At 65.4% G+C, this 12,434-nt stretch carries 12 protein-coding genes; all 12 read left to right on the top strand.

Features of this window, described 5'->3' with window-relative positions:
• Positions 1-114, top strand: a 114-nt coding sequence (locus DIE06_RS21525) for a 4Fe-4S dicluster domain-containing protein (protein WP_148092860.1), incomplete at its 5' end; no start/stop codon positions are given.
• A gap of 49 nt (positions 115-163) precedes the next feature.
• Positions 164-1,357 carry a beta-ketothiolase BktB gene (gene bktB / locus DIE06_RS21530; protein ID WP_124663072.1) on the top strand — a complete coding sequence of 398 codons (1,194 nt, stop codon included), beginning with the start codon at positions 164-166 and terminating at the stop codon, positions 1,355-1,357.
• A 38-nt stretch (positions 1,358-1,395) separates the two neighbouring features.
• Complete coding sequence (locus DIE06_RS21535) at positions 1,396-2,247, top strand: 3-hydroxybutyryl-CoA dehydrogenase (protein ID WP_124663073.1); 852 nt, start codon at positions 1,396-1,398, stop codon at positions 2,245-2,247.
• A 156-nt stretch (positions 2,248-2,403) separates the two neighbouring features.
• Complete coding sequence (locus tag DIE06_RS21540) at positions 2,404-2,949, top strand: hypothetical protein (RefSeq protein WP_124663074.1); 546 nt, start codon at positions 2,404-2,406, stop codon at positions 2,947-2,949.
• A gap of 39 nt (positions 2,950-2,988) precedes the next feature.
• On the top strand, positions 2,989-3,453 hold the full coding sequence (locus DIE06_RS21545) for a hypothetical protein (protein WP_124663075.1): 465 nt from the start codon (positions 2,989-2,991) through the stop codon (positions 3,451-3,453).
• Positions 3,454-3,777: 324 nt separating this feature from the next.
• Complete coding sequence (locus DIE06_RS21550) at positions 3,778-5,097, top strand: hypothetical protein (protein ID WP_124663076.1); 1,320 nt, start codon at positions 3,778-3,780, stop codon at positions 5,095-5,097.
• A 95-nt stretch (positions 5,098-5,192) separates the two neighbouring features.
• A complete protein-coding gene (locus DIE06_RS21555) occupies positions 5,193-7,979 on the top strand; it encodes a tetratricopeptide repeat protein (protein WP_185733439.1) in 2,787 nt (928 codons plus the stop codon).
• A 61-nt stretch (positions 7,980-8,040) separates the two neighbouring features.
• Positions 8,041-8,229 (top strand): hypothetical protein, encoded by a 189-nt coding sequence (locus DIE06_RS21560; protein WP_124663078.1) that lies wholly within the window; start codon positions 8,041-8,043, stop codon positions 8,227-8,229.
• Complete coding sequence (locus DIE06_RS21565) at positions 8,226-8,711, top strand: DUF1772 domain-containing protein (RefSeq protein WP_124663079.1); 486 nt, start codon at positions 8,226-8,228, stop codon at positions 8,709-8,711. The genes DIE06_RS21560 and DIE06_RS21565 overlap by 4 nt, the downstream gene beginning before the upstream one ends.
• 441 nt (positions 8,712-9,152) lie before the next feature.
• Complete coding sequence (locus DIE06_RS21570; RefSeq protein ID WP_124663080.1) at positions 9,153-10,442, top strand: glycine betaine/L-proline ABC transporter ATP-binding protein; 1,290 nt, start codon at positions 9,153-9,155, stop codon at positions 10,440-10,442.
• A complete protein-coding gene (locus tag DIE06_RS21575; protein WP_124663081.1) occupies positions 10,439-11,326 on the top strand; it encodes a proline/glycine betaine ABC transporter permease in 888 nt (295 codons plus the stop codon). The genes DIE06_RS21570 and DIE06_RS21575 overlap by 4 nt, the downstream gene beginning before the upstream one ends.
• A gap of 154 nt (positions 11,327-11,480) precedes the next feature.
• Complete coding sequence (locus tag DIE06_RS21580) at positions 11,481-12,362, top strand: glycine betaine ABC transporter substrate-binding protein (RefSeq protein WP_124663082.1); 882 nt, start codon at positions 11,481-11,483, stop codon at positions 12,360-12,362.
• Positions 12,363-12,434: the final 72 nt, after the last annotated feature.

Here is a 12,434-nt window from a genome sequence, read left to right on the forward strand (position 1 = left end):
ATCAACGCGCAGAACTGCGTGCACTGCAAGACCTGCGACATCAAGGACCCGACGCAGAACATCGTGTGGGTCACGCCGGAAGGCGGTGGCGGGCCGAATTACCCGAACATGTAACGCAAACGCATCCCCGCGCCCGCGGGCGCGAACGAACCGGAGTGAGACGATGAGCAATGCAGCGAAGGAAGTCGTGGTGGTGAGCGGTGTCCGTACCGCGATCGGCGATTTCGGCGGGAGCCTGAAGGATTTCTCGCCGACCGATCTCGGTGCGAAGGTCGTGAGCGAAGTGCTGTCGCGCGCGAACGTGTCGGGCGACGCGGTCGGGCATGTCGTGTTCGGCCACGTCGTGAACACCGAGCCGAAGGACATGTATCTCGCGCGCGTCGCGGCGATCAACGGCGGCGTCGCGCAGCACACGCCGGCGCTGACCGTGAACCGCCTGTGCGGCTCGGGCCTGCAGGCGATCGTGTCGGCCGCGCAGACGATCATGCTCGGCGATGCCGATGTCGCGATCGGCGGCGGTTCGGAGAACATGAGCCGCGCGCCGTATACCGTGCCGGCCGCGCGCTTCGGCCAGCGCATGGGCGACGCCAAGCTCGTCGACATGATGCTCGGCGCGCTGCACGACCCGTTCCAGACGATCCACATGGGCGTGACCGCCGAGAACGTCGCGAAGAAATACGGCATTTCGCGTGACGCGCAGGATGCGCTGGCGCTCGAATCGCATCGTCGCGCGGCGCGCGCGATCGCGGAAGGGCGCTTCAAGGACCAGATCCTGCCGATCTCGATCCGCACGAAGAAGGGCGAGGTCGCGTTCGACACCGACGAGCACGTGCGTCACGACGCGGGCCCGGACGACTTCTCGAAGCTCAAGCCGGTGTTCGTGAAGGAAGACGGCACGGTGACGGCCGGCAATGCGTCGGGGATCAACGACGCGGCCGCCGCGGTGCTGATGATGAGCGCGGATGCCGCGCGCGCGCAGGGCGTGAAGCCGCTCGCGCGTCTCGTCGCGTACGCGCACGCGGGCGTCGATCCGGCGTACATGGGCATCGGCCCGGTGCCGGCCACGCAGAAGGCGCTCGAGCGCGCGGGCCTGAAGATCACCGATCTCGACGTGATCGAGGCGAACGAGGCGTTCGCCGCGCAGGCATGCGCGGTCACGCAGGAACTCGGCCTCGATCCGGCCAAGGTCAACCCGAACGGCTCGGGCATTTCGCTCGGCCACCCGATCGGCGCGACGGGCGCGTTGATCACGGTCAAGGCGCTGTACGAGCTGAAGCGCATCGGCGGGCGTTACGCGCTCGTGACGATGTGTATCGGCGGCGGCCAGGGCATTGCGGCGATCTTCGAGAACATCTGATAATCGACCGTTCAACACCCGAATACACAGGAATCGTCATGGCTATCGAAACCGTCGGCGTCGTGGGCGCCGGAACCATGGGCAACGGCATCGCGCAAACCGCCGCCGTTGCAGGACTCAACGTCGTGATGATCGACGTCAGCGATGCGGCGCTCGACAAGGGCGTCGCCGCACTGAAGGGCAGCCTCGAGCGGCTCGTATCGAAGGACAAGCTCGCCGCCGCCGCGCGCGACGCCGCGCTGGCGCGCATCACGACGTCGACCGATTACGCGAAGCTCGCCGCGGTCGACATCGTGATCGAAGCCGCGACCGAGAACGTCGAGCTGAAGAGCCGCATCCTGAAGCAGATCGAGTCGGTCGCGCGGCCCGACGCGATCATCGCGACCAACACGTCGTCGATCTCGATCACGTCGCTCGCCGCGCTGCTCGCCGATCCGTCGCGGTTCGTCGGCATGCACTTCTTCAACCCGGTGCCGCTGATGCCGCTCGTCGAGATCATCCGCGGGCTGCAGACGAGCGACGCGACCGCGTCGGCGGTGCGCGCGCTGACCGAGCGCTTCGACAAGTCGCCGATCGGCGTGCGCAACGCGCCGGGCTTCGTCGTGAACCGGATCCTCGTGCCGATGATCAACGAAGCGTTCTTCGTGCTGGCCGAAGGCATCGCGTCGGCCGAGGAGATCGATGCGGGGATGAAGCTCGGCGCGAACCATCCGATCGGGCCGCTCGCGCTGGCCGATCTCGTCGGGCTCGACGTGTGCCTCGCGGTGATGGACGTGTTCCTGAAGGACTTCGGCGACACGAAGTATCGCGCGTGCCCGCTGCTGCGCGAGATGGTGTCGGCAGGAAGGCTCGGGAGGAAGACGGGGCGCGGGGTGTACGACTACAGCTGACATACTGCAGGTACGTCAGGGCGTCAACGCGGATGACGAGCCGCGCCGGAGGTTGTGTCCGGTGTCGGCTTGTCGTCCGCGTTTTTTGTCTGGAGCGCTATAACAGCTCAATCCGAAAGCAGGATGTAATTATCGGCGATGTGCCAATTGCACGTCGTGACAATTCTTGATCATCTCGCGATTTCGTCTGTGCAATCATTGGCAGCAAATACCGAGAGAGACCAAACATGCGCCGCGTCATGCGCGAAATCGAAAAAGCGGCACGTTCAACGGGAAACGGCCAGATCGGGGATTATTTTCGACCGTGCTTCGTTGAAGAGCGAAGCGCCGGCGCTTTGGGTCAAGGCGACCGCCTGGATCATGACGGTCGCGATGTATTTCGGTCCGGCCGTGCTTCTGATGGATCAGACCGCACACGCCGCGCCGATCGTCGACCCGCGCGCGCCGATTCCGTTCCAGCCGTCCGTCGCAGGCAACACGACGCTCGGCGGGAACGTCACGAGCGGTGGATACCTGAACGTGATGTCGGGCTTGGAAGGAAAGATTCGCGGACGTGTTGAACCGGGACTTGCTCTTACGTACGGCGAAGCCAGCGCTCCAAATTGTTGCGCTTGCGTGATCGATGCCGATCACTATGACTACCAGCGTGTAACACGCGATGTGGCGCAGTTTGATGCGGAATGCGAGAGCGATCAGGGGTAGGTGGCGAGTTGCCTGATCAGGAGGGCGACGACACCAGGTTTGCCCGACGAGGCAGGGGTCCGAAAAGTGGCGCGCAAATCTTCGATCTTTTTGGTGCTCTTCAGCGTCGGCTGCACGGGCCTGTCTGCCTATCTCAATTGTGCTGATGGAGTGTCGCCGACAACATTGGTGCAGCCACACTGGATGATCGCACTGCATATCGGTGCTGCTCTGTTGGGTTCGTTGCTATTTGCCCTGTTTGTGCTCGGAACACCGGGGGCGCTGAGGGGGCCTGTATCCGAATCGAGTTATGCAGTCGGCATGGTGCCACGCATTGGGGCAGTGCGATTTTTCATACCCGCCGATGGCGCATTCTTTTCTGCATTTCGGATAGCTCAGCTCCTTGGCGTGATTCTGTGCCTGATGATTCAGTTCGTTTCGGTCGCGCCACTGGATGCGACGAATGGTCCGCAGAAAAGTGAAGGTCAATCCGGCAAGCTGTCGCGCGGAAGGCTCACGACGTAGTAATGCTGTGAGCAGCGTTGCTGACCGTCGTTGGAACACGAGATAGCCTGATTTGTAATTTGGCGCGCCGGGGGGCGACTTGATCCGCGCGCGATTGCCGATGAAAGAGAACGCCATTGACAACATGATCGCGAACCGCGAAGCTGCGGCCGACCGACGCATGAGCACCGTTCCGGAGGTGGGCGTCTCGTGACCCGGTCGAATGCCTGCGGCACAATCGCGGTCGGCTGATCAACGTAATCGAATTTCGACACAATGAAAATAAAGACAGGCCTTTTCGGGGTGGTGTTGTCCGTTGCAACCGCAACGGCATATGGATTGGGCGTGCAGAGCGCCCCGGCCGAGCCGGCGTCGTCCGCGCCGTCGGCGAACCCGGCGATCAACCTGACGCCGGCGCAAATCACTGAACGGGCGCGCGCATTCGTCGTGCAAGCCGGCGTGGATCCCGATTCGGAAAACGGACAGATCATGGTCGCCTGGTTCACGCAGGTCGCGCAGAATCCTGGCTATCTCGCAAGACTGACCAGCCTGCGCGGCAAATCGACCATGGGCACGGAAATGACGTTGTCCCCGGCCGACCGGCTGCGGTTCCTTCAACTGATGAAGGACATCGCGGGCGAATCGCACGACGGTTGCGAGATGTCGAAGCTGACCGGTCGCGGTCTGGTGTCATTGGCGAAGACTTCGTCACCGAAGATGCTGCGCACCATCTTCGCGTTGATGGATCTGATCGGCGCGCGCAATGGCCCGTCGCCCGGCGACGACGAGCATTACACCGTTGCCGAATTGCTCGACGTCGACGCGCGCATCGATGCGATCGACGTGCCGCCATCGCTGCTGGAGCAAGCGAGGCCGACCACGTGTGCGCTGATTCAGTTTGCCGTCGACGCGCTCGAAAAGCTGCCGGAGCCGGAGCAGCGCCGCGCAACCTATGAACTTTTCAAGCTGATCGCCGATGGCAAGTCGGCGGCCGAGACGGTGCTTGCGGATCCGTCCGCGTATCTGGATGACGTATTCGACGAGCGCCGCTTGCCGGACCCGCTTCGCAGCCAGTTGCCGCCCGACGGCAGCCGGCCGCTCCCGTATGCCCGTCTGGTCGTGGACGGCGAATGGGTGAACAAGACGACGCTGAAGGACTCGGGGCCGTATGTCGACACCTACGTCAATCGACGCAATAACGGCGTGGTCATTGAGCTGATGACCACGAAAGACGCATCGGGGAACCCGCACTGGTCGTATTTCGACATGGGGTACGGGCTGGCGGACCTGATGAGTCAGAGCGTCAGCGCACCTCGCCACGCCTCGATGCTTCGCATCCAAAAGGACGCGGCGGCGATCGCGCTGGCGAACGAGCCGATGACGGCAGGCAAGCGTGTCGAGATTGCGGTGCCGCAACCGTCGACCGACGGTCAGCGGACCCGTCGCTGCGAAATCGGCAAGACGGAGCCGGCATCGTCGATCTTCGGCACATTGACGGGCAATGCGATCAACCTGGACTGCAGCGAGGTCCACAAGGACGGGAAGACGGTTCGCGTTCGATCCGCATGGCTGGTCGACTACCGGATCGAACTGAGCAAGTCGATCGACGACGAAGACGGCCGAACCGACGTCGTCATCAAGAACGTCACGATCGTGAAGCCATGAGGTGGACGGGTGAACTTCGGCGGCGCATGGTCGCCCGCCGGCGGCACGGCGTCGTCGGCCCCACCTTGAAATGGTCGATCGGAGCCGCTGCGCTGATGGCGGGGCTGACCGCCGGGTCCGGCAGCGCCGCCGCGCCGCAGCCCGAGTCGCCGTTTGTCGCGATGCCGCCCATTCATCGTGGTGTGTCCGTTCCGGTCCTCGACGACACGACGCCATGCTCGCTCGCATTGAACGCGCGATTCGGCAGCATTCCGCTCAAGGACAAACCCGCACGGATCCGCAGTTTGTGCAGGCAGGACGCCGAGGCCGGCAACCTCACGGCCCGCGCGATCTACGGGCAGATGGTGCTGCATGGCTACGCGGCTCGTCCTGACCCGCGGCGCGGGATGACGATCCTCGAATCGGCGGCGAGCGACGGGTCGACCGTGGCCAAGCGCGCACTGGGCTACCTCTACTACGACGGTGTCGCGCAGCCGCGCGACCTGGCGGCGGCGCATGCATGGTTCGTGTCGGCGGCGCGCGACGGCGACGCGGCGTCGGCGAACCAGCTCGGCGGGATGAGCGCCGACGGCGACGGCCAACCTGCCGACGATGTTGCGGCCTATCGCTACTTCGTGACGGCCGCCGAGGGCGGATCGCCGGCGGGCGCGACCAACGCGGGGAAATTCGCGTTGGCCGGCCGTGGGGTCGCGCGTGATCCGGTTGTCGCGGCGGCATGGTTGTCGCGCGCGGCGGCGGGCGGCGAGCCGAACGGGCAGTTCATTCTGGGCCTGATGCTCGTCCGGGGCGACGGGGTGCCGCGCGACGTCGGCGAGGGGGCGAAGTGGCTGCGCGCCGCGGCGGACCAGAACCATACCGAAGCGCAGGCGGTGCTGGCCAGTCTTTATCTTGCGGGCATCGGCATGCGGCAGGACGCGCGTCGCGGCTTCAGCCTGATGTCGGCCGCGGCCCTTGCCGGCTCGCCCTACGCGCAGCGCAGGCTCGGCGATCTGTACAACAGCGGGACGGGCGTGCCGCGCGACGCCGCGAAGGCGCGCGACTGGTACCGGAAGGCGGCGCTCGCCGGCGATGCGCGAGCGCGTTACGCATTGGCGAACCTCTATCTGTTCGGGCGGGGCGGCCCGGTCGACCAGGAGGCGGCACTGGGATGGATGCAGGGGGCGGCGGATGCGGGCCTGGCCGTGGCCCAGAACGATCTCGGCGCGATGCTGCAGAACGGCCTGGGGACGCAGCGGAATCCGGCCGCCGCCAGACCGTGGTTCGAAAAGGCCGACGCGCAGGGCAATGGCGCCGCGGCGGCCAACCTGGCCCGTTACGCGGTGCGCGGCGACGATGAGCCGGTGGACATGAACAAGGCGTTTCGGCTGGCGAAGCGCGGTGCGGATCGCGGCGACGGAGCGGCCGCGCTGATGGCCGCCGGGATGGCCTGGCGCGGAGAAGGCACGCGCGTCGACCGGACGCAGGCGATGCAGTGGTTCCGGTTTGCCGCGGATCACGGCAACGCCGAGGCGGCGCGCTGGGTCGGCTATCAATATCTGGCGGGTACCGCCGGCGTGCCGCGCGACGAACAGGCGGGCCTGCGCTACCTGACGCAGGCCGCCGACGCCGGCGATCACGCTGCCGGCGTATCGATCGGCTTCTACCTGAACGAGCACCATACGTCGTTCGCGGGGAGGACCGGGCTTCAATGGCTGGAGGATCTTGCGAACCGCAAGGTGCCCGCCGCGTATTCGGCGCTGGGCTCGGCCTATTGGCGCACGCGGCCGGCGATCGCATTCGACTGGTTCACACGCGGCGCGACGCTGGGCGATGCCGGGTCGCAAGCGATGCTGTGCTCGATGTATCTGGACGGCAATGGCACGCTGCGTAATCCGGCCGATGCCGCGCGCTGGTGCCGCGCGGCTGCTGCCGGCAACCAGGTCGGCGCGATGCGCATCCTCGCGTCGGCCGACAGCGGCTTCGTGACGGCCGACGAGCGGGTGTACTGGCAATGGAAGCTCGCGGATCGCGGCGAAGCGACGTATCAGTCGACCCTCGGCGATGCCTACGATCTCGGAGAGGGTGTACCGGCGGACTTCGATGCGGCGATGTACTGGTTTCGCCGCGCCGCGGAGCAGGGCAACGTGTCGGCACAGGGTTCGCTCGCGTGGCACCTGTCGACCGGCCTCGGCGGACGCACCGACGACTACGAGGCTTTCGCATGGGCACGCCGTGCCGCGCCGTCGAGCGTCGAGGCGAAGCGGATGGTGGGGATTGCTTATCTGCGCGGACGAGGCGTCGCGCGCGATCCGAAAGCCGCATCGACGTGGCTCGAAAGCGCGGTCGCAGCCGGTTCGCAATGGGCGGAAAGCGATCTTGCACTGATGTACGAAACGGGCGACGGCGTGACGCTGAACGAGACCACGGCCCTGGACCTGCATCACCGCGCCGCGCGACGGGGCTCGGCGGTCTCCGAGATCGCGCTGGCGCTGCGCAGCGTTGCACCGGGAACGGAGGCGGGACTCTCGGCCGGCGAGAAGCGCTGGCTGGTACCGGCCGATCCGGTCGCCACGTTGTGGAGCGATCCGCCGGTCAATGCGGCCGCGGCGGCCAATCGCCAATGGGAAGGCCTGTCGAGCCTGAACGAGGCGTTGCTCGGCGATCCGTTCATGCAGTATGCGGTCGGTATCCGGTTCCTGACTGGAAACGGCCTGCCGAGAGACCGGGCACTCGGCGTGGCATGGATCGAGCGTTCGCGCGCGAGCTTCGATGCGGTAGCCGGTTTCCGGCAATACGGTGCCGCCGCGGCGCTCGTCGAGGCGAGAGTCGCCCGGCGCCTGGATGACGCGGAAAAACAGCGTGCCGCCGATATCGCCGGGAACCTGAACACGACACTACATTGAGTACGGCCGGATGCGGCTCGCGCGATGACGCATCCGGACGCACGAATCGATGACGACCCACATGAAAAATACCTTCAGGAACGCATGGAACGGGGAAGAACGCTTGTGGAAAGTCTGGTGGCTGATCGGCGTACCGCTCGGTCTGCTGTTCATGAGAGAGAAGGAGATGCACATGCCGGCATATCCCATCGTCATCGTCGGCGGCTCGGGCAGGACGGCCGCGGCCGGCGCGCGGAGCGCACGATCATGATCGCGTTCCTGACTTCCGCGTTGCTATGGGGTTCGGCGATCGGCTGCGGGCTGATGGCCGGCGTCTATTTCGCGTTCTCGACCTTCGTGATGACGTCGCTTGCGCGGATCCCGCCGCAGGCGGGCGTCGCGGCGATGAATGCGATCAACGTCGACATCGTGCGTTCGCCGTTCATGCCGCTGTTCCTCGGCACGACGCTGATGGCGCTCGCGCTGATCGCGATCGCGCTGCTCGATCGCGACCAGCCGGGTGCGATGGCGGCGCTTGCGGGCGGCGTGTTCTATCTGTTCGGGATGTTCGCGGTGACGATGGCCGTCAACGTGCCGCTCAACGATGCGCTCGCCGCCGCGGATCCGGCCACCGCGCAGGGCGCGGCGCAGTGGGCGCGTTACGTGCACGACTGGACGCGGTGGAATCACGTGCGCGCGGTGGCATCGGCGGCGGCCTGCGTGTCGTTCATCGCGGGGGTTGCGGCGCGGTAGTGACCTCGTCGAATGCCGGCTCTCCGTGTCCGAGAGTCGGTTCGACGGCCGTTCGTGCCATCGATTGCCCGTCTCATCGGTAGTTTCCCTTGCGTCCCTCCGTCCGGAATTTCCCCTGGCGCGGCCTTCCACGCACCCCGCTCGCCGCATCGGCGCAATCTCCGCCACATCCCGCATAGCCGCGCCGGTGCTGGCTTTCGCGTCCTTCGCACCATTCCGCGCCACAAGTGCTTTTCCGCACGTTTTCGATGCATTACCAAAGGTATGGAAAAGCGCACAGAAAATGTATCTGGAGCGACGAAATTGGATTGATACGCTGCAATCACTGAATCAGCGCCGTCAACCAAGCGAGAGCGGCATCGACCTCGGCAGCAAGCGGGCAGTCGATGGCGACACGTGCGAAGTTCGCGGTTTCCGTTACCAGTTAGTCGGGATGACAGAATGGCCCCAAATCTGACGTTTGCACCGGGCGACGTGCTTCCCCCCGGAGCAATCCACACCGACGGTGCGCCGTCGATCGCCCGGTCGAGTACCGCGACCGGAACCGACATCCTGACCGTCAAGCACCTGTCGAAGATTTTCGGTCCGAAGCCCGAGCGTGCAATCGAGATGATGAAGCGCGGCATCGGGCGCAACGAGATCTTCGCCGAAACGGGCAACATGGTGGCGGTCGACGACGTGAGCCTGAGCGTGCGGGCCGGCGAGATCTTCGTGATCATGGGCCTGTCGGGCTCCGGCAAATCGACGCTGGTGCGACTGCTCAACCGCCTGATCGAACCGACGGCCGGGCAGGTGGTGCTCGAAGGCCGCGACATCGCACCGATGTCGACGCCGGAATTGCGCGACGTTCGGCGCCAGAAGATGGCGATGGTGTTCCAGTCGTTCGCACTGCTGCCGAACCGCACCGTGATCGACAACATCGCGTACGGGCTCGAGGTCGCGGGGATCAAGAAGACGCAGCGCTACGAAGTTGCGCGTGCCGCGCTGGAGCGCGTCGGCCTGGGTTCATACGAGAAGCTGCTGCCGAGCGAGTTGTCCGGCGGCATGCAGCAGCGCGTGGGGCTGGCCCGCGCGCTGGCGGTGAATCCGTCGGTGCTGCTGATGGACGAGGCATTCTCCGCGCTCGATCCGCTGATCCGCTTCGAAATGCAGAACGAACTGCTGCGCCTGCAGAAGGAAGAGCAGCGCACGATCGTGTTCATTTCCCACGACATCGAGGAAGCGGTGAAGATCGGCGGCCGCATCGGCATCATGAAGGACGGCTGCCTGATCCAGGTCGGCACGCCGGCCGAACTGATCCAGACGCCGGCGGATGCGTACGTGCAGGACTTCTTCCGCAACGTCGACGTGTCGCGCTTCCTGAAGGCATCCAGCATGATGACGCAGGTCGAGCGCGGGCTGCTTCGGTGCGACGCCGGCACGCCGTCCGACCGCTACCTGAACCAACTGATCGACAGCGGCGCGGAATGCGGTTACGTGTGCGACGAGGCCGGCCATTATCTGGGCTGCGTCACGGCCGCCACGCTGCACCGGTCCGGTACGCGGCCGATCCGCGAGGCATTCATCGAGGACGTCAACGCGGTGTCGATCGATACGGATCTTCACCAGCTCGCGTCGATCGCGCTGACCCAGGAGCACGACGTGCCGGTGACGGACGCGGCGGGACAACTGGCGGGCGTCGTGTCCTGCCGGACGATACTCAAGCAGATGATGCAACGGAGGGCAGCATGAATTCGTCGGTGATCGGGAAGTTCGCGGAACATTTCGTCAACTTTCTGTTTCTGCATTTCCGCGGTGGCTTCGACACCTTCTCGGCGGGGCTCGGCGCGGTCGTGAAGCTGCTCGAGGACGGCCTCGCCGCCGTGCCGTTCATCGCGATGGTCGTGATCCTGGTCGGACTCGCGCTGTGGCGTCGCGGCATCGTGTTCTCGGTCTTCGTCGGCCTCGCGCTGCTCGTCATTCACTACATGGGCCTGTGGGCGCAGACGGTCTCGACCCTCGCGCTCGTCACCGCGGCGACATTCTTCAGCCTGGTGATCGGTGTCCCGCTGGGGATCTGGGGGGCGCGCAACAACCGGATCGGCATGATCCTGCGCTCGCTGCTCGACTTCATGCAGACGATGCCCGCGTTCGTGTACCTGATCCCGGCCGTGATCCTGTTCGGCCTCGGACGCGTGCCGGCGGTGATCGCGACGATCGTGTTCGCGATGCCGCCCGTCGTGCGGCTGACGACGCTCGGCATCCGGCAGGTCCGCGAGGAACTGATCGAGGCCGGCCGCTCGTTCGGCAGCACCGACTGGCAGCTCCTGTGGAAGATCCAGCTGCCGAACGCGCTGCCGTCGATCATGGCCGGCGTGAACCAGACGATCATGATGGCGTTGTCGATGGTGGTGGTCGCGTCGATGATCGGTGCGGGCGGCCTCGGCGAGTACGTGCTGAGCGGCATCCAGCGCCTCGACATCGGGATCGGCTTCGAAGGCGGGCTGGGCGTCGTGCTGCTCGCGATCGTGCTGGATCGGTTGACGGAGAGCTTCGGCGTGAAGGCGAAGAAAAAGAAGGCGCGGCCGGTGGCGCGTGCAGGCAAGGCCGGCCCGCGTGGCGCGGCACGAACCTGACCGAAATGGCGGTCGCAGGCAGTTGACGGAAGATGAAGCGCCGCGGCCACGGTGCCGCGGCGTAACCGGTGTAGCAGTGCGTGGAGACCAGAAACGCCGATCGAAGGCGTTCCTCATCCTTGAAAGACCTCGCGTGATTAACAAGGAGTACTAGATGAATACCCATACGTTCAAGTCGCTTCTGGCGAAACTTGCGGTGTCGACGGTGGTTGCCTGCAGCGCAGGTGTGGGAGCGGCGTCGGCGGCCGAGCCGGTCAAGATCGCGGTGACCAACTGGGCCGACGTGCTCGCGGTGGCCAACGTCGCCAAGTACGTGCTGGAGACGCAACTGAAGCAGCCGGTGCAGTTCGTCCAGGCCGACATCGGCATCCAGTACCAGGGCGTCGCGCGCGGCGATCTCGACATCATGGTCGGCGGCTGGCTGCCTGTCACGCATGCGACGTACTTCGCGAAGTACAAGAACGACCTGGATGACGTCGGCATCATCTACACCGGCGGCCGGAACGGCTGGGCGGTCCCGACCTACGTTCCGGAATCGGAACTGTCGTCGATCGCCGACCTGAACAAGCCGGAAGTCAAGAGCAAGCTGAACGGCACGGTCCAGGGCATCGAGCCGGGCGGCGGCCTGATGCAGGCGTCCGAGAAGACCATCAAGGCCTACAGCCTGGACGGCTACAACCTCCAGGCATCGAGCGAGGCCGGCATGCTGGCGAGCGTGTCCCGTGCATACCAGTCGAAGCAGTGGATCGTCGCGACGGTATGGAGCCCGCACTGGCTGTTCCAGAAGTGGCAGATGCGCTACCTGAAGGATCCGAAGGGCACGCTGGGCGGTGAAGAGCAGATCCACGCGTTCGCATCGAAGAAGTTCGCCGGCAAGTTCCCGCGCGCCGACGTGTTCTTCAAGCACCTGAAGCTGACCTTGGCCGACGTCGAGGCGATCGAGTTCGAAGGCAACAGCACGAACGACTACGCGACGGCCGCGAAGAAGTTCGTCGATGCGCACCCGGACAAGCTGAAGGCCTGGTTGCAGCAGTAAGGCAGCGGCGGTGACGCGGACGACGCGATCGGCGTCGTCCGCGCAAGCCGACGGGGCGTACCGCCCGATGCC

Source organism: Burkholderia sp. Bp8998, from assembly GCF_003854235.1.
GTDB lineage: Bacteria > Pseudomonadota > Gammaproteobacteria > Burkholderiales > Burkholderiaceae > Burkholderia.